16 protein-coding genes are annotated in these 17,686 nt (G+C 70.2%); 12 read left to right on the top strand and 4 right to left on the bottom strand.

Going from position 1 to position 17,686, the window contains the following annotated elements; genetic code table 11:
• Positions 1-80: 80 nt before the first annotated feature.
• A complete protein-coding gene (locus tag FEI13_RS18015; protein WP_138182885.1) occupies positions 81-1,340 on the bottom strand; it encodes a 6-phosphofructokinase in 1,260 nt (419 codons plus the stop codon).
• A 365-nt stretch (positions 1,341-1,705) separates the two neighbouring features.
• Between FEI13_RS18015 and mpl the strand changes: the two genes are divergently transcribed.
• From mpl to FEI13_RS18000, 3 genes are all read left to right on the top strand, one after another.
• Positions 1,706-3,100, top strand: a complete 1,395-nt coding sequence (gene mpl, locus FEI13_RS18010; RefSeq protein ID WP_138182884.1) for a UDP-N-acetylmuramate:L-alanyl-gamma-D-glutamyl-meso-diaminopimelate ligase — start codon at positions 1,706-1,708, stop codon at positions 3,098-3,100.
• A complete protein-coding gene (locus FEI13_RS18005) occupies positions 3,090-3,722 on the top strand; it encodes a flavin prenyltransferase UbiX (RefSeq protein WP_138182883.1) in 633 nt (210 codons plus the stop codon). The genes mpl and FEI13_RS18005 overlap by 11 nt, the downstream gene beginning before the upstream one ends.
• A gap of 224 nt (positions 3,723-3,946) precedes the next feature.
• Positions 3,947-4,570, top strand: coding sequence for a LysE family translocator (locus tag FEI13_RS18000; RefSeq protein WP_138182887.1), 624 nt, complete (start codon positions 3,947-3,949; stop codon positions 4,568-4,570).
• Between the two features lie 147 nt (positions 4,571-4,717).
• On the opposite strand, the gene FEI13_RS17995 is transcribed toward FEI13_RS18000, so the two are convergent.
• Genes FEI13_RS17995 through FEI13_RS17985 form a run of 3 tightly spaced genes read right to left on the bottom strand, consistent with a single transcriptional unit; the run spans position 4,718 to position 7,954 of the window.
• Positions 4,718-6,121 carry a bifunctional DedA family/phosphatase PAP2 family protein gene (locus tag FEI13_RS17995; RefSeq protein WP_138182882.1) on the bottom strand — a complete coding sequence of 468 codons (1,404 nt, stop codon included), beginning with the start codon at positions 6,119-6,121 and terminating at the stop codon, positions 4,718-4,720.
• 35 nt (positions 6,122-6,156) lie between these two features.
• A complete protein-coding gene (locus FEI13_RS17990) occupies positions 6,157-7,092 on the bottom strand; it encodes a GGDEF domain-containing protein (RefSeq protein WP_138182881.1) in 936 nt (311 codons plus the stop codon).
• Positions 7,085-7,954: a hypothetical protein gene (locus FEI13_RS17985; RefSeq protein ID WP_138182880.1), complete on the bottom strand. Its 870-nt coding sequence runs from the start codon at positions 7,952-7,954 to the stop codon at positions 7,085-7,087. Before FEI13_RS17985 ends, FEI13_RS17990 begins: the two co-directional genes overlap by 8 nt.
• Before the next feature lie 97 nt (positions 7,955-8,051).
• Here FEI13_RS17985 and FEI13_RS17980 point away from each other — a divergent pair, with 97 nt between their 5' ends.
• From FEI13_RS17980 to FEI13_RS17940, 9 genes are all read left to right on the top strand, one after another.
• Complete coding sequence (locus FEI13_RS17980; RefSeq protein WP_138182879.1) at positions 8,052-9,359, top strand: glutamate-5-semialdehyde dehydrogenase; 1,308 nt, start codon at positions 8,052-8,054, stop codon at positions 9,357-9,359.
• Positions 9,360-9,415: 56 nt separating this feature from the next.
• Entirely contained in the window at positions 9,416-10,045 is a 630-nt protein-coding gene (gene nadD, locus FEI13_RS17975; protein WP_138182886.1) for a nicotinate-nucleotide adenylyltransferase, read from the top strand.
• A gap of 141 nt (positions 10,046-10,186) precedes the next feature.
• Positions 10,187-10,546: a ribosome silencing factor gene (gene rsfS / locus FEI13_RS17970; RefSeq protein WP_138182878.1), complete on the top strand. Its 360-nt coding sequence runs from the start codon at positions 10,187-10,189 to the stop codon at positions 10,544-10,546.
• Positions 10,543-11,010, top strand: a complete 468-nt coding sequence (rlmH, locus tag FEI13_RS17965; RefSeq protein ID WP_138182877.1) for a 23S rRNA (pseudouridine(1915)-N(3))-methyltransferase RlmH — start codon at positions 10,543-10,545, stop codon at positions 11,008-11,010. Before rsfS ends, rlmH begins: the two co-directional genes overlap by 4 nt.
• A gap of 107 nt (positions 11,011-11,117) precedes the next feature.
• Positions 11,118-13,025, top strand: a complete 1,908-nt coding sequence (gene mrdA / locus FEI13_RS17960) for a penicillin-binding protein 2 (protein ID WP_138182876.1) — start codon at positions 11,118-11,120, stop codon at positions 13,023-13,025.
• A gap of 3 nt (positions 13,026-13,028) precedes the next feature.
• A complete protein-coding gene (gene rodA, locus FEI13_RS17955; protein WP_138182875.1) occupies positions 13,029-14,189 on the top strand; it encodes a rod shape-determining protein RodA in 1,161 nt (386 codons plus the stop codon).
• A gap of 29 nt (positions 14,190-14,218) precedes the next feature.
• The gene (mltB, locus tag FEI13_RS17950) at positions 14,219-15,286 is read left to right on the top strand and encodes a lytic murein transglycosylase B (RefSeq protein WP_138182874.1); all 1,068 of its coding nucleotides are present in this window, start codon (positions 14,219-14,221) and stop codon (positions 15,284-15,286) included.
• Complete coding sequence (locus tag FEI13_RS17945; protein ID WP_138182873.1) at positions 15,283-16,212, top strand: septal ring lytic transglycosylase RlpA family protein; 930 nt, start codon at positions 15,283-15,285, stop codon at positions 16,210-16,212. Before mltB ends, FEI13_RS17945 begins: the two co-directional genes overlap by 4 nt.
• 53 nt (positions 16,213-16,265) lie before the next feature.
• Positions 16,266-17,468, top strand: coding sequence for a D-alanyl-D-alanine carboxypeptidase family protein (locus FEI13_RS17940; RefSeq protein WP_138182872.1), 1,203 nt, complete (start codon positions 16,266-16,268; stop codon positions 17,466-17,468).
• The last annotated feature ends 218 nt before the right edge of the window (positions 17,469-17,686 follow it).

Genomic DNA, 17,686 nt, shown 5'->3' with positions numbered 1-17,686 from the left:
TCGGCGCTCGGCGCTCGGCGCTCGGCGCTCGGCGCTCGGCGCTCGGCGCTCGGCGCTCGGCGCTCGGCGCTCGGCGCCGCCTAGATCGTGAATTCCGGCAGCTTGCGCTCGACCTTGGCCAGCCTCAGGCGCGCCACCTTGGGCAGGCCGTTCTCGAAGGGCGGGAAGTCCTCGCCCTGGATCAGCGGCGCCAGGTACCGGCGGCAGGCCTGGGTGATGCCGAAGCCGTCCTCGCGAATGAATTCGTAGGGCATGAACTTCTCGCGGTTGGCCACCTCGGCCAGCGGCGCGGCCTCGATGCGCCACTCGTAGGGCGTCTCGCTGACCCGCTTGATGGTCGGCATCATGGAGTTCTGGCCCGCCACGGCCAGCTCCACGGCCTTGTCGCCCACCGCATAGGCCTGGTCGACGTCGGTCTTCGAGGCGAGGTGGCGCGCGGCGCGCTGCAGATAGTCGGCCACCGCCCAGTGGTACTTGTAGCCCAGGTCCTGCTTGACCATGCCGGCCAGGGTCGGCGCCACGCCGCCCAGCTGACGGTGGCCGAAGGCATCGGTGTTGCCGGAGTCGGCGAGGAAGGTGCCGTCCTCGTAGCGCGCGCCCTCGGAGACCACGATCACGCAGTAGCCATACTCCTTGACGCAGGCGTCGACCCGGGCCATGACCGCGGCGCGGTCGAAGGCCACCTCGGGGAAGATCACCAGGTGCGGCGGCTCGCCCTCGCCCTCGCCGGCCAGGGCCCCGGCGGCGGCGATCCAGCCGGCGTGGCGACCCATCACCTCCAGCACGAAGACCTTGGTAGAGGTGGCGCACATGGAGGCGATGTCCAGCGAGGCCTCCAGGGTCGAGGTGGCGATGTACTTGGCCACGCTGCCGAAGCCCGGCGAGTTGTCGGTGATCGGCAGGTCGTTGTCCACGGTCTTGGGCACGTGGATCGCGGTCAGCGGATAGCCGAGCTTCTCGGAGAGCTGCGAGACCTTCAGGCAGGTATCGGCGCTGTCGCCGCCGCCGTTATAGAAGAAGTAGCGGATGTCGTGCGCCTTGAAGACCTCGATCAGCCGCTCGTACTGGGCGCGATGCGTCTCGATGTCCTTAAGCTTGTAGCGGCAGGAGCCGAAGGCGCCGCCGGGGGTGTGGCGCAGCGCCGCGATGGCCTCGTCGCTCTCCTGGCTGACGTCGATCAGGTCCTCGGTGAGGGCGCCGATGATGCCGTTGTGGCCGGCGTAGACCTTGCCGATCTGGTCCGGATGGCGGCGGCAGGCTTCGATCACGCCGCAGGCGCTGGCGTTGATCACGGCGGTGACGCCGCCGGACTGGGCGTAGAAGGCGTTATGCTGGGCCATGGGGCTTACCTGCTCCTGATACGTCGGGGATGGCGAAAGCCGCAAAGTCTAGCCGAAAGTGGCGGTCACTGCACCCGCCCGCACGGGGGCCGGGCAGGGCTATCGCCGTTGGCAACATCGCTCAAGGCTTTCCCGGCGACAGGCCTTCGAGGGGGCGCTGTGAATACCTCCCTGTACGCTACCTCCGCCTTCCCTGGCCTCCGGACCCCCTCTTCGACCTGTCCCCGGCGCCTTTCGCTTTCAAGGCCGAGCCAACGGCGATAGCCCTGGGGGGCCGGGGCGCTCACTGGAGCGGCCCGAGCGCGCCATGCTAGGCTCGCGCAGATCGCGCCGCGGCCGGCGGCGGCAAGACTCCCGGAGACTGCATGCACCTTCACATCCTCGGCATCTGCGGCACCTTCATGGGCAGCCTCGCGCTGCTCGCCCGCGAGAAGGGCCTCACCGTCAGCGGTTCGGATGCCAATGTCTATCCGCCCATGAGCACCCAGCTCGAGGAGGCGGGCATCGTCCTGTGCGACGGCTACTCGGCCGACAATCTCTCGCCGCGCCCCGACCGGGTGGTGATCGGCAACGCCCTCGCGCGGGGCAATCCCGAGGTCGAGGCGGTGCTCGATTTGGGGCTGCCCTACGTCTCCGGCCCCGAGTGGCTGGCCGAACGGGTGCTGCCGGGACGCCGCGTGATCGCCGTGGCCGGCACCCACGGCAAGACCACCACGGCGAGCCTGCTGGCCTGGCTGCTGGAATCCGCCGGCCAGTCGCCGGGCTTCTTGATCGGCGGGGTGCCGCGCAACTTCGGCGTCTCGGCGCGCCTCGGCGCCCCGGATGCCCCCTTCGTGGTCGAGGCCGACGAGTACGACACGGCCTTCTTCGACAAGCGCTCCAAGTTCATCCACTACCGTCCCGAGATCGCCATCCTTGGCAACCTGGAGTTCGACCACGCCGACATCTTTCCCGACCTGGCCGCCATCGAGCGGCAGTTCCATCATCTGGTGCGCACCGTGCCGGGACGCGGCCGGCTGCTGGTGGCCGATGGCGAGCCGGCCCTCGAACGGGTGATCGCGATGGGCGCCTGGACGCCCGTGGACCACTTCGGCAGCGCGGCGACGAGCCCCTGGCGGCTCGAACTCGAGCGCGAGGACGCCTCGCGTTTTCGGGTGGTCCACGAGGCTCGCGACGGGGCAGGGGAGGTGAACGAGGACGCGGTAGTCGACTGGTCGCTGACCGGCGCCTACAACGCCCGCAACGCCCTGGCCGCCCTGGCGGCCGCGAACGCCTGCGGGGTCGACCTGGCGCGCGGCGCCGCCGCGCTGTCGCGCTTCGCGACCCCGCGGCGGCGTCAGGAACTGCGCGGGGAGGTGGCCGGCATCGAGGTGATCGATGACTTCGCCCATCATCCCACGGCGATCGCCGCCACCCTGGAGGGCCTGCGCGCCGCGACGCCTCGCGGTCGGCTGCTGGCGGTGATCGAGCCGCGTTCCAACACCATGCGGCTGGGCACGCTGCGCGATCGCCTGGCGGCGAGCGTGGCGGCCGCCGATGCCGCCTTCTGGTTCCAGCCGCCGGGGCTCGACTGGTCGCTGGCGCCGGTGCTCGAGGCGAGCCCGGTGCCGGCCCGACTCTGCGAGGACCTCGACGCCCTGGTCGCCGCCCTGGTCGCCGAGGCGCGGCCGCTGGATCGCATCGTGGTGATGTCCAACGGCGGCTTCGGCGGCATCCACGAGAAGCTGCTGGCCGCCCTGGAGGTCGCCCATGCACGCTGAGTCGACGGCGTCTGCCGAGCTGCGCGAGCCCGTCACGGTGGCGCTGACCGGCGCCTCCGGTGCTCAGTACGGCCTGCGCCTGATCGAGGCGCTGGTCGCGGCCGAGCATCGCGTCTGGGTGATGATCTCCAAGGCCGCCCACCTGGTGATCGCCACCGAGACCGACGAGGAGCTGCCGGCACGGCCGGAGCGGCTCGCCGAGGTGCTGACCGAGCGCACCGGCGCCGCGTCGGGCCAGGTTCGCTGCTTCGGCCGCGAGGACTGGATGGCCCCGGTGGCCTCCGGCTCGGGGGCGCCCTCGGCCATGGTGATCTGTCCCTGCTCTACCGGCACCCTCTCGGCGGTGGCCACCGGCGCCAGCAACAACCTCATCGAGCGCGCCGCCGACGTCGCCCTGAAGGAGCGGCGCCGGCTGATCCTGGTGCCCCGCGAGACGCCCTTCTCGGCGATCCACCTGGAGCACATGCTGTCGTTGACCCGCATGGGCGCGGTGATCCTGCCTGCCGCCCCGGGGTTCTACCATCAGCCGCAGCGCATCGAGGACCTCGTCGACTTCATCGTCGCGCGCATCCTCAACCAGCTCGGCATCGAGCACCGCCTGATGCCCCGCTGGGGCGAGTGACGCCCTTCGGGCAGTGCCCAGCTGCAAGCGCCTAGCGCCCAGCCGTCTAGTGATGGGCGCAAGCGTCGTGGAAAGAAGCTTGTCGGCACCAGGGCTGGCGGCATCATCCTGCGGCGCTTGGCGCTTGGCGCTTGGCGCTTGGCGCTTGGCGCTTGGCGCTTGGCGCTTGGCGCTTGGCGCTTGGCGCTTGGCGCTCGGCGTTTATTGACATGGAGGTTTCTCGAATGGTCAGCCTGGGCCTGTTGTCGGTGTTCGTGCCGACCTTCCTGCTGGTCTCGCTGACGCCGGGCATGTGCATGACCCTGGCCATGGTGCTGGGCATGACGCAGGGGGTGAGGCGCACGCTATGGATGATGGTCGGCGAGCTCGCGGGCGTCGGGCTGGTGGCCTTCGCCGCCGGGGCCGGCGTGGCCGCACTGATGCTGCGCCAGCCCGAGCTCTTCGCGGTGTTCAAGTGGCTGGGCGGCGCCTATCTGGGCTACCTGGGCGTGATGATGTGGCGTTCCCGCGGGGGCATGGCCATTCCCGAGGCGCTCGAGGCGGGCCCGCCCGCCGCCCGCGGTCAGCTGGCCCTGCAGGGCCTGGTCACGGCGGTGGCCAATCCCAAGGGCTGGGCCTTCTTCGTGGCGCTGCTGCCCCCCTTCCTGGATGCCTCCCGCCCCCTGGCGCCCCAGCTCGCGGCGCTGATCGCGATGATCCTGGCCATCGAGTTCCTCTGTCTGCTGCTCTATGCCACGGGCGGTCAGGCTCTGCGGCGGCTGCTCGGTCAGCGCGACAGCGTGCGCCTGCTCAACCGTGTCGCCGGCACGCTGATGGTGGGCGTGGGGCTCTGGTTAGCCCTGGGCTGACCGGGCTTCGCCCGGAGCTGGAAGAACGTCGCTGCGCTCCTGGAAGCTTGAAGCTGTAAGCAAAACCCCTTGACCCCAGATAGCGAGATCATGCTGGCTTCCAGCTTCCAGCTTCCAGCTTCCAGCTTCCAGCTTCCAGCTTACGGCTCAGATAGGCGGCAGCCAGGCGATCCGCGCAGCGACCAGCACCAGCGAGGCGATCCCCAGCCGCTGCCAGGGGCAGGGCCGCAGCGGCGCCCTCGGGTGGCGCTGCCAGGCGAGCTGCACCAGGGCGCAGACCACCAGGCCGAGCAGTGCACCGCCGATCAGGTCGCTGAGCCAGTGCACCCCGACCACCAGGCGCGACAGCGCCATGGGCAGGATGGCCGCAATGGCCGCCCAGTAGGCCAGGTAGCGCCGGCCGGGAGGGAGTTCGCGGCTGACGAAGGCCGCGGCCATGCCGAACAGCACTACCGCGGTGGAGGTGTGGCCGCTGGGGTAGGAGAAGGAGTCGGTGAGGTGCTCCGGGGTCATGGGGCGGATGCGGCCGATCGCCGCCTTGCCCAGGGTATTGAGTAGCGCGATGCCGATCAGGCCGCCGGCGATATGCCAGAAGGCCGCCCAGTGGCGTCGCCAGGCGAGCCAGATACCCCAGGGCAGCACCAGTGCCAGCACGCCGGGCAGATCGCCGGCCCGCTCCAGTGCCTGGCCGATCGCGTCGAGGCCAGGCAGCGCCAGGGCGCGCATCAGCCCCTCCAGGCGGGCGTCCATGAGCAGCGGGGCATCGTGATGAATGACCACCAGCGTCCAGGCGGAGAGGGCGGTCAGCGAGAGGATCAGCAGCAGCCAGGAGGCGAGTGGCGGCTCGACGTCGTGGGGCGGGGAGAGCCACCGCCAGAGGCGCCGGCCGAGGGCACTGCGCCGCGACCAGCCGATCAGCCCCCGATAGGCCAGCCCCTCGCGGGTCACCAGGTGGCGCACCCAGGAGAAGATCACCGCGAGGATCACCACCAGCACGCCCAGGCCGACCAGCCAGGCCTCCAGCCCCTCGGGCAGCGCCACCAGCCGCTGCCAGGTGCGCCCCAGCGCATAGCCTGGCAGCACGTAGGCCGGTGCCCACAGGGCCGCCGAGATCAGGTTGGCCCACAGGAAGGCGCGGGGCGACATGCGCAGCATGCCGGCGATCAGCGGCACCACCGGCCTCACCGGCCCCACGAAGCGTCCCAGCAGGACCGAGAGCGAGCCGTGTCGCTGGAAGAAGCGCGCGCCCCGGGCCAGCCACTCCGGGTGGCGCGACAGCGGCCACTGGGCGGTGACCCGTTCGCGCTGGTGATAGCCCAGCAGGAAGCTCAGGCCGTCGCCGATCACGGCGCCGATGAAGGCGGCGAGGATGGCCGTGATCACGGCGAGCTCCTGGTGGCCGGCCAGGGACGCGGCGGCCGTCATCAACACCACGCCGGGAACCAGCAACCCCACCAGCGCCAGGGATTCCACCAGCGCGATGGCGGCGATGATCAGCAGCAGCAGCCCCGGCGAGGGCGCCAGCTGAAAGAGGGTGTCGGCGATGTTCACGTGACGCTCCGTTGTCGTACCGTGGTGCAGGGCGCTCAGCCGTCGGCCAGCGACTGGCTGCCGGCTTCCAGGCGCTGCTCGAAGTGCGGCGAGGATTCGCCGGCCCGCGGTCGGCACAGGCGCAGCCGCACCTCCATCGGGCCGGTATCCATCAGGGACATCTGCTCCAGGGCCTGGGCGAGGCGGTGCTGCACCAGCAGGGCGCCGCTCTCGCTGGTATCCGGCATCACCAACCAGAAGTCCCCCGGACCCTCCCGGCCCAGGATGTCGTGATCGCGACTGCGGCTGGAGACCGCCTGGCAGAGGGTATCCAGCAGCGCCTGCCGCGCGCCGTGGCCAAACTGTTCGCCGGCCATGTCCAGCTGGGGCAGATGCATCAGCAGCACCCCCAGCGGCTGGCCTAGCATCCCGGCGCGTTCGACTTCGCTGGCCAGCAGTTCGTGCAGGGTCTCACGGCTGGTGGCCGCGCACTCGGCGTCGCGTGGGTCCGTGGCCCTGAGCAGGGCGTGCTGGCGAGCCTGCTCCCAGGGCACCAGCGCCGCGACGGCCACCAGGCTCAGGTAACCCAGCAGCATCTGGCCATCGAGTTGCCCGTTGCCGAGCAGGGCCAGCCAGACCGGCGTCAGGGCGAGATTGAGCAGCATGGCGGGGGCCAGCGGCAGCAGCAGCAGGGTCAGCACCGGCGGCAGGCCTACCCACAGTGGCGGCAGGCCGGACTGGCGGGGCAGCTCGACGGCGATCAGCAGATAGCCGCTGATCAGCGCCAGGTAGGCGGCCAGCCGCGAGTACTCCTCACGGGTTGCATTCAGCAGGGTGGCGACCACCATCAGCAGCGAGAGCGCGGCGGGCAGGGGGATGCGTTCGTATTCGCCCATCAGGTAGAGCCACAGGGCCATGCCCAGCAGCAGCAGCGCACCACCGGCGTGCCACAGGGCGAACAGTCGTGAGGAGTGGCGGTCGCGGTCATGCATCGGGGGTCTCCTCGATCACCCGCAGGCCGGCCGGCTGGCAGGCCAGGGCCTGGCGCTCGTCGTCCAGTGATCTCAGGCTGCGCAGGGGAATCGCGCGGGCCGGCCCGCGGACCTCCAGGGAGTGCCACAGCAGCTCGCGGCGCTCGTCGGCCTGATCACGGTCGCGGCTGGTCAGTATCGCCGCCAGTGTCGTCGAGTCGAGCTGGTAGCAGTGCTCGAAACGGTAGGTCAGGCGGCATAGCTGCTGCGACAGCGGCCAGCAGCGGTGGCGCGGCGTGTGCAGCAGCAGCAGCTCGGCGTGCACGCCCTCGCGCAGGCTACGCTTGCGCTCGAGGGCCAGGTCGCCGGGCAGTCGCTCGCCGGGCCACAGTGGCAGGCCCGGCACCAGACGGGCGCGGCGCAGGGCGCTCTGGCGTCGCGCGCGCAGGTCCAGCGCCCGGGAGAGGCCCAGCAGCATCAGGGCCGCGAGCAGCAGGCCGCTCAGCACCCACTGCTCGAGGCCCAGCAGGTCCCTGAGCGGCCACCAGGTGGCGAACGCCAGCAGGCTGCCCACCAGCAGCACCCAGCGGGGCTGAGGCAGCATCAGCAGCATGGCCCAGGCCCATAGCCAGGTGACGTGGCGGCCGGGCTCTCCCCACAGCAGCGCCGCCAGCAGCAGGATCGGCAGCAGCTGCCAGGGCAGTGTGGCGGGGCGGCGGTGGTCGAAGGTCAGCAACAGCGCGGTGATGGCGAGCCAGGCCGCGGCCAGCCACATCAGCAGGGTGTCGGTCAGGGTCGGGGTGCGGGCGGCCAGCAGTGCCATCAGCACCGCCGCGATCAGCAGGTTGCCGCGCAGCAGGACGCTTTTGTACTTGGTCTGCATGGTGGATTAGTATGAATCCCTTACCGGTTTTCGGCACAGTATAACCCCGGCCCTGCCCGTGTCGCGGCGGCGCCGGCCTCAGGAGAGACCCATCGGCATGACAGTTCAAGCCTCCCGCTCGGATCTCGAGACCGCCACCCCGGAGATCGGGGACGTCGACACCTACATGCAGCGCCTCGGACAGGGCGCCCGCGAGGCGGCGACCCGCATGCGCCGGGTCGACACGGCGGCCAAGAATGCCGCCCTGCTGGCCATGGCCGAGGCCCTCGAGCAGGCTCGCGGCGAGGTGCTGGCGGCCAACGCCCGTGACCTGGCCCGGGGTCGCGAGAGCGGCCTGGACGCGGCCCTGCTCGACCGCCTGGCGCTGGATGAGGCGCGCCTCGACGCGATGATCGAGGGGCTCGCCCAGGTGGCGGCGCTGCCGGACCCGGTCGGCGAGATCGACGGGCTGCGGGCGCGGCCCAGCGGCATCCAGGTCGGCCAGATGCGGGTCCCCCTGGGGGTCATCGGCATCATCTACGAGTCGCGTCCCAACGTCACCCTGGAGGCGGCGAGCCTGTGCCTGAAGTCGGGCAACGCGGCCATCCTGCGCGGTGGCTCCGAGGCCCGCGAGTCCAACGCCGCCATCGCCGCCTGCATCCGCGCCGGCCTCGAGCAGGCCGGCCTTCCCGAGGGCGCCGTGCAGGTGGTCGCCACCACCGACCGCGCCGCCGTGGGCCGGCTGATCAGCATGCCCGAGTACGTCGACGTGATCATTCCGCGCGGCGGCAAGTCGCTGATCGAGCGTATCACCCGCGAGGCTCGGGTGCCGGTGATCAAGCACCTCGACGGCGTCTGCCATGTCTACATCGACGCCACTGCGGATGCCGACAAGGCGCTGGCCATCGCGGTCAATGCCAAGACCCATCGTTACGGCACCTGCAACACCATGGAGACCCTGCTGGTCGATGCCGCGGTGGCCGAGCTCCTCCTGCCCCGTCTGGCGGCGGCCTACGCCGAGCATCGGGTCGAGCTGCGCGGCTGCGAGCGGACTCGGGCGATCCTCGGCGACATCGCCCCCGCCACCGAGGCGGACTGGCAGGCGGAGTACCTGGCGCCGGTGCTGGCGATTCGCGTGGTCGACGGCCTCGACGCCGCCATGGATCACATCGAGCGTTACAGCTCGCGCCACACCGATGCCATCGTCACCGAGAACTACACCCTGGCGCGACGCTTCCTGGCCGAGGTGGACTCCAGCTCGGTGATGGTCAACGCCTCCACCCGCTTCGCCGACGGCTTCGAGTACGGCCTGGGCGCGGAGATCGGCATCTCCACCGACCGCCTGCATGCCCGGGGCCCCGTGGGGCTCGAGGGGCTGACCAGCCGCAAGTACGTGGTGCTCGGCGATGGTCAGGTGCGCCAGTGAGCGAGGCGGGGCTGCCGGCCCGCGCCGTCGAGACGCCGGCCCCGCCTCGCCTGGCCATGCTGGGCGGCACCTTCGACCCGGTCCACCTCGGGCATCTGCGCAGTGCGGTGGAGCTTCGCGAGGCGCTGGCGCTGGATCGCGTGCACATGATCCCCGCGGCCATGCCGCCGCTGCGCGGTGAGCCGCGTGTCTCGCCCGACGAGCGCCTGGCGCTGCTGCGCCTGGGCATCGCCGACACGCCGGGGCTGGTGGCCGATCCCCGCGAGCTCGCGCGTGACGGCCCCTCCTACAGTGCCGACACCCTGGCCTCGCTGCGTCGCGAAGTCGGCGACGAGGCGCGGCTGGTGATGGCGCTGGGGCATGACGCCTTCCTGCGCCTGGCCGACTGGCACGAGCCCGAGCGTCTCTTCGCGCTGGCCCACGTGGTGGTGATCGATCGCCCGGACCATGATGCGGTGCTTCCGGCGGCGCTGACCGAGCTGCTGGCGGGGCGCGAGGTCGAGGAGGGCGAGGTGCTGATGGCCCAGCCGGCCGGGAAGCTGCTGCGCCTGCGGCTGCCCTCGCGTATGGCCATCTCGGCCACCGAGGTGCGCCGTCGCCTGGCGAGCGGGCTCAGCGTTCGCTACCTGCTGCCCGAGGCGGTGGAGGCGCGCATCCTCGCACGGGGACTCTACCGGCACCGCTGATGGCGGGTCCGGTGGCCGGCGACGTCACCGGCCCTGGCCGAGTCGCTGGCGCCGGCGTGGTTCAGTGCTGCCCACCGGCGCGTCGAGTCGGTACAATGGGAGTAACGAATTCCCGCTGACCAAGGGCAGATACGAAGCGCTATGCATATCAACGCACTCAAGACTCTGGTGATCGACGCACTGGAGGACCTCAAGGCCCAGGACATCGCCGTCCTGGACGTGGCGCGACTGACCAGCGTGACCGACCGCATGGTGCTGGCCACCGGCACCTCCACCCGCCACGTGGCGGCGCTGGCCGATACGGTGGTACAGGCGGCCAAGGACGAGGGCCTGGCGCCGCTGGGTGTCGAGGGCGAGAACGGGGCCGACTGGGTGCTGGTCGACCTCGGCCAGCTGGTGGTTCACGTGATGCTTCCCGAGACGCGCCAGCTCTACGATCTCGAACGGCTCTGGGCCGACCTGCCGAGCGACGCCGAATCCCGGGCCGAACAGGGCTCATGAGAGTCCGCCTGCTGGCGGTGGGCACCAAGATGCCCGACTGGGTCAATCGCGGCGTCGAGGAGTACCGCAAGCGGCTGCCCCGCGATTTCGCCCTGGAGGTAGAGGAGATCGCCCCGGGGCAGCGCGGCAAGAACGCCGACGTGGCGCGCGCCATGGCCGCGGAGGCCGAGCGCATCCGCGCCCGCCTCCGGGGTAGCGAGCATCTCGTGGCCCTCGAGGTGGGCGGCAAGGCCTGGAGCACCGAACAGCTGGCCCGCGAGGCCGACGCCTGGCGCCTCGAGGGGCGTGACGTGGCGCTGCTGGTGGGCGGGCCCGATGGCTTGGAGCCGTCACTCTCGGCCGGCGCCGACCAGCGCTGGTCGCTCTCGCCGCTGACCCTGCCCCATCCCCTGGTGCGCATCCTGCTCGCCGAGCAGCTCTATCGGGCCTGGACCCTGCTGGTCGGCCACCCCTATCACCGCTGACGGCGCGCCGCACCGGCACCGCTGGGCACCGCTGGGCACCGCTGAAGGTTTTTCGTGATCACCGCTGAAGGCTCTTTCGCTTCATCATCCCGAGGTCATTACCTAGCATGCGTCGCCGCCGCGATACCCTCAAGAACCCGGAACAGGAGCTGCACGCGTTCCGCATGCGCTCGCTGCTGGCCGTGCTGGTGGTGCTGACCCTGACGGGGCTGCTGGGCGGGCGGCTGTTCTACCTGCAGGTGGTGCAGCACGAGGTCTACAGCACGCGCTCCGAGAAGAACCGGGTGCGCGTGGAGCCGCTGCCGCCCACCCGTGGCCTGATCTACGATCGCAATGGCGAACTGCTGGCCGAGAACCGTCCCACTTACAACCTGACCCTGGTGCGTGAGCGGGTCGATGATCTGGATACCACCCTGGCGCTGCTGGTCGATCTGCTGGAGCTGCCCGAAAAGGAAGCCGAGGCCTTTCGGGTCCGCTCGCGCCAACGCCAGCGGCCCTTCCAGCCGGCGCTGCTGATGAGCGATCTCGACGAGGCACAGATCGCCCGCCTGGCGGTCAACCGTCATCGCCTGCCCGGCGTCGAGGTCGAGGCCCAGCTGCTGCGCTACTATCCCGATGCCGAGACCATGGTGCATGCCCTGGGCTACGTGGGCCGGATCAACGCTGAGGAGCTGGCGGGGCTGGACTCGGGCGACTATGCCGGCACGCACTTCATCGGCAAGAGCGGGGTGGAGCGCTTCTACGAGGACGAGCTGCACGGCCAGGCCGGCCTGCGCAAGGTCGAGACCAATGCCCGCGGGCGGGTGTTGCGCGAGCTCGGCCATACCGACCCGGTGCCCGGGCGCGACCTGACCCTGACCCTGGATAGCGAGCTGCAGAGGCTCGCCGTGGAGCTGCTCAACGGGCGCCGCGGCTCGATCGTCGCCATCGCGCCGACCACCGGCGAGATCCTCGCCCTGGCCTCGGTGCCGGGCTTCGACAGCAACCAGTTCGTCACCGGCATCGACGTCGCCTCCTACCGCGCGCTGCAGGAGAATCTGGACCTGCCGCTCTACAATCGCGCCATCCGTGGCCACTACCCGCCAGGTTCGACGATCAAGCCGTTCATGGCCATCACCGGCCTCAAGGAGGGCGCGATCACGCCGGGCGAGGTGATCTACGATCCCGGCTACTTCCAGCTGCCCAACGACTCGCGACGCTACCGCAACTGGCTGCGCTGGGGCCACGGCCGGGTGGATCTGGAGCGGGCGCTCGCCGTCTCCAACAACACCTACTTCTATTCGTTGGCTCATGAGCTCGGGATCGATCATATCCACGAGAACCTGACCGCCTTCGGCTTCGGCCAGCGGGTCGCCCATGATGTCTATGGCCAGAGCGACGCCCTGATGCCCTCCCGTGACTGGAAACGCGGGCGCTTCAACCAGCCCTGGTATCCCGGCGAGACGCTCTCCGTGGGCATCGGCCAGGGCTACCTGCAGGTGACCCCGCTGCAGCTGGCGACGGCCACGGCGGTGCTGGCCAACCGTGGCCAGTGGGTGAAGCCTCGCCTGGCACACCGCATCGGCGAGCGGGAGGTGCCGGTCGCGCTGCCCGATACGCCGCCGGACATCGAGCTCGGCAACGAGGCGTGGTGGGACAGCGTCTACTCCGGCATGGAGAAGGTCGTCTCGGGGCGCGAGGGCACGGCGCGTCGGATCGGCCGCGACCTCGAGTACCGGATGGCCGGCAAGTCCGGCACCGCCCAGGTCTTCTCGCTGGGCCAGAACGAGAAATACAACGCCGACGAGCTCAAGGAGCGGCTGCGCGACCACGCCCTGTTCATGGCCTTCGCGCCGGTGGAGGCGCCCGAGATCGCCGTGGCGGTGATCGTCGAGAATGCCGGGGGCGGCAGCACTCATGCCGCCCACCTGGCCAAGGCGATGACCGATGCCTGGCTGCTCGATGACGAAGCGCCGGACAGCGACGAGGTGCGCGAGGCACTGGAGCGTGAAGACGACCGCGTGGCGGAAGGCTGACCGATGATCTGGAACGAATTGACGCGTGGCCTGCGCAGCCACCCCGTGAAACCCTCGCTGAGCGGCATCGCACGGCGGCGCAGCCTGTGGGAGCGCATCCACCTCGACCCCTGGCTGCTCGGCATGCTGCTGGTGCTGATGCTGGCGGGCCTGGTGGTGCTCTACAGCGCCAGCGGCCAGCACTTCTCGGTGGTCACCGCCCAGGCCATTCGCTTCGGCGTCGCGCTGGTGGTGATGGTCGGGCTCGCCCAGCTCTCCACGACGACCCTGCTGCGCTGGACACCGCTGGTCTACGTGGCGGGGCTTGGCATGCTGGTGGCGGTGGAGCTGATCGGCGACATGGGCATGGGGGCCCAGCGCTGGCTGGTGATTCCCGGCGTGATCCGCTTTCAGCCCTCGGAGCTGATGAAGCTGGCCATGCCGATGATGGTGGCCGCCTGGCTGAGCCGCCAGGTGCTGCCGCCGCGCTGGCGCGATCTGGTCGTGTGCGCGGTGATCATCGGCCTGCCGGTGGCGCTGATCGCCCGGCAGCCCGACCTCGGCACCTCCTTGCTGGTGGCGACGGCAGGGGTGCTGGTCGTGGTGCTGGCGGGGCTCTCCTGGCGCTTCATCCTGTTCTGCGCCGCCCTGGCGGCGGCGGCGCTGCCGCTGCTGTGGATCAACCTTCACGACTATCAGCGCCAGCGGGTGCTGACCTTCCTCGACCCGGAGAGCGACCCGCTGGGCGCGGGTTGGAACATCATCCAGTCGACCACCGCCATCGGCAGCGGCGGCTTCTGGGGCAAGGGCTGGCTGCAAGGCACCCAGTCCCAGCTGGAGTTCCTCCCCGAGCGCCATACCGACTTCATCGTGGCGGTGCTGGGCGAGGAGTTCGGACTAGTGGGGATGCTGGCCTTCCTGCTGCTCTACCTGCTGATCGTCGGGCGCGGGCTATGGCTCGCCGGGGCCGCTCAGGAGACCTTCGGGCGGCTGGTGGCGGGCAGCATCATCCTGACCTTCTTCATTTACGTCTTCGTCAACGTGGGCATGGTCAGCGGCATCCTGCCGGTGGTCGGCGTGCCGCTGCCGCTGGTCAGCTATGGTGGGACCTCCAGCGTGACCTTGATGGCGGGTTTCGGTATTCTCATGGCCGTGAATGCCCACCGCCGCCTGTTGCCGCGCTAGGCAACCGACACGACTCAAGGAGAGCTGCGATGACGGTGTCGTCACCACAGGAAACACGCTGGAAGGCCTGGCTGGCGGGAGGGCTGCTGGCCCTGAACGCGGCCGGCTCGCCGGCGGCGGACTTCGATCCGCAGCGACACGCCGAGGCGCGCCGGCTGGTGGAGGAACTCACCGCGCAGGGCATCGACCGCGATTGGCTTGAGGCCGCCATGCAGGCGGCCGAATACCGCCAGTCGGTGCTCGACGCCATGAGCGGCGCCGCCGAGCATCGACTGACCTGGCCCGAGTACCGCGCCATCTTCCTCGACGAGGCGCGCATCGCCAACGGAGTGGCCTTCATCGAGGCCCACTCAGACGCCTTCGCACGGGCCCAGGCCGATTTCGGCGTGCCGCCGGAGATCATCGCCGCGATCCTCGGCGTCGAGACTCGCTACGGTGAGATCACCGGTCGTCACCGCGTGCTCGACTCGCTGTCGACGCTGGCCTTCCACCACCCGAGCCGTGGCCGTTTCTTCCGCGGCGAGCTGGCCGCCTTCCTGGAGATCGCCTTCGAGCAGCGGCGTGCCCCCGGCAGCCTGACCGGCTCCTACGCCGGGGCCATGGGCTATCCGCAGTTCATCCCGACCAGCTACCGCGCCTATGCGGTGGATTTCGACGACGACGGCCGGCGCGATCTCTGGACCAACCCGGTGGATGCCATCGGCAGCGTGGCCAACTACTTCACCGAACATGGCTGGCGCGCGGATGCCCCGATCTATCACGCGGTCGAGGGGCCTGCCGCGCTGCCCGACGGCATCGAGTTCAATCGCGCCGCGCGGCCGCCCGCGGTGCCGGCCGCCAGGGTCGCCGAGGCGGGCCTCGAGGTGCCGGACGCGCTGGGCGACGATCATCGCCTGCTGCCGGTGGCCCTGGAGGATGGGCAGGATGCCTGGCGCTACGTGCTCGGCGAGCAGAATTTCTACGTGATCACCCGCTACAACCACAGCCATCTCTATGCCATGGCGGTAACGGAGCTGGCCGCGGCGATCGCCGAGGCGCGCGGCCGCAAGGCCGGCTGGCTCGAGGCCGCCGACACGATGCCCGAGGAGGCCCCATGAGACGCGCCCTGGTGATCCTGAGCCTGACGACGCTGCTGGTCGGCTGTGCCGGCAGCGGCGGCCCGCGGCCCGGGCCCGTCGAGCCGAGCGAGTCGGGCTCCGCATCCGCCCAGGGCGGCGGACGCTACGCGCTGTCCGGTGACGCCTATCCCGAGGATCCCCCCGACGTGGCCCAGGTGCCCGATGCCGTGCCGCAGCGCGAGCCGCGCTCTCGGGGCGGCAACACGTCCCCCTACGAGGTGTGGGGCAAGCGCTACGAGGTGATGGCGGATGCCAGTGGCTACCGTCGCGAGGGGCGAGCCTCCTGGTATGGCGAGAAGTTTCACGGCTACGCCACCTCCAACGGCGAGATCTACGACATGTACAAGATGAGCGCCGCCCACCGCTCCTTGCCGCTGCCGAGTTTCGTCCGGGTCACCAGCCTCGACAACGGGCGCTCGACGATCGTGCGGGTCAACGATCGCGGCCCCTTCCACAGCGAACGGGAGATCGACCTCTCCTATGCCGCGGCCGCCCGTTTGGGCATCCTCGAGCAGGGTACCGGCCGGGTGAGGGTGGAGGCCATCGACGTGGAGCGCTGGCTCGCCAAGCGCGGTGGTGACCCGCAGCCCGACCCCAGCGAGGACGCGGCGGCGGTGCGTGCCTCGGCGACGGCGGACGCCAGCGATGCGTCTCGAGTCGCCAGCGACGCGCCGGCGGATGGCGTCTTCCTGCAGGTGGCCGCCCTGGGGTCCGAGGAGGGAGCCCGGGACCTTCAGGCCCGCCTCGAGACGGAAATCGCCCGGCCCGTGCGCGTGGCCAGCGCCACGGGCCTTCACCGCGTTCAGGTCGGCCCGCTGGATCCCTCGGGCCAGGTCGCCCCGGTCCGTGAACAGTTGCGCCGGGCCGGCTTCGCCCAGGCCTTCATCGTCGACGATGCCGACTGAGTCGGCGTCTCCTAGCGTATAACCCTGTGATGCACCCCATGAGAACCCTTGCCATGAGATTCACGCTTTTCCTTCGTCGCCATCGGCTCCTGCCGGTGCTGCTGGTCAGCCTGCTGCTGATCACGTCACAGGCCGCGGCCCAGGCGGTGCCCAAGCCGCAGACCATGATCCCCTCGCCGCCGCAGCTGGCCGCCAGCTCGTGGATCCTGATGGATGCCGATAGCGGCCGGGTGCTGGCCGAGCACAATTCACGCGAGCGCCTGCCGCCGGCCAGCCTGACCAAGCTGATGACCGCCTACCTGGTGGAGCGTGAGCTCGACCAGGGCAACATCAGCCCGGATGGGCTGGTGCCGATCAGCGAGAAGGCCTGGCGCACCGGCGGCTCGAAGATGTTCATCGAGGTCGGCGAGCAGGTGCCGGTCAGCGAGCTGCTGCACGGCATCGTCATCGTCTCCGGCAACGACGCCAGCGTGGCCATGGCCGAGTACCTGGCCGGCGGCGAGCGCCCCTTCGCCGACCTGATGAACCAGCACGCGACGCGTCTGGGTATGCACGACACCAGCTTCGTCAATGCCACGGGCCTGCCCCACGAGAACCATTACTCCTCGGCTCACGACCTGGCCCTGCTGTCCCAGCACATCATCAACGACTATCCCGAGCACTATCGGATATATCGCCAGAAGCAGTTCACCTACGGCGGCATCGAGCAGCCCAACCGCAATCGCCTATTGTGGCGCGATGCCAGCGTGGACGGCCTGAAGACCGGCTGGACCGAGGAGGCGGGCTATTGCCTGGTCGCCTCCGCCGAGCGTGACGACATGCGGCTCATCTCGGTGGTGATGGGCACGGCCTCCGAGGAGGCGCGGGCCCAGGAGTCCCAGAAACTGCTGAGCTATGGCTTTCGCTACTACGAGACGCTGAAGCTCTACGACGCCGGTGCCGTGCTCAATACGCCGCGCGTCTGGGGCGGCGACAAGAACGAGCTGCGCGTCGGCGTCGACAGCAGCGTGGTCATGACCGTGCCGCGGGCTCGCGACGACGAGCTCACCGCCAAGCTCGACATCCAGGCCGACCTGACCGCGCCGATCGCCGCCGGCGATCGGGTGGGCACCATGGAGGTGCGCCAAGGCGAGGAAGTGGTCGGCGAGCGGCCGCTGGTCGCCCTCGAGAGCATCGAGGAGGGCGGCTTCTTCAAGCGCCTGATCGATCAGGTGCAGCGCTTCTTCACCAACCTGATCGGCGGCTGGTTCGACTAGGCAGCGCCAAGCGGCCATGCGCCGAGCCGCCAAGCTGCACCGTTACGGCAGCAGGTACAGAGGTAGAATGAGCCCCCGCGGTACAAGCATCCAGTGGGGGCTTTGCGTTGACACCAGAGGTGGCAGAGACATCATGCTGTTCGCTCGGCGCTCGGCGCTCGGCGCTCGGCGCTCGGCGCTCGGCGCTCGGCGCTCGGCGCTCGGCGCTCGGCGCTCGG

The organism is Halomonas urmiana, from assembly GCF_005780185.1.
In the GTDB taxonomy this organism is placed as follows: Bacteria; Pseudomonadota; Gammaproteobacteria; order Pseudomonadales; family Halomonadaceae; genus Halomonas; species Halomonas urmiana.
This window is presented reverse-complemented; position numbering and strand designations above follow the sequence as displayed.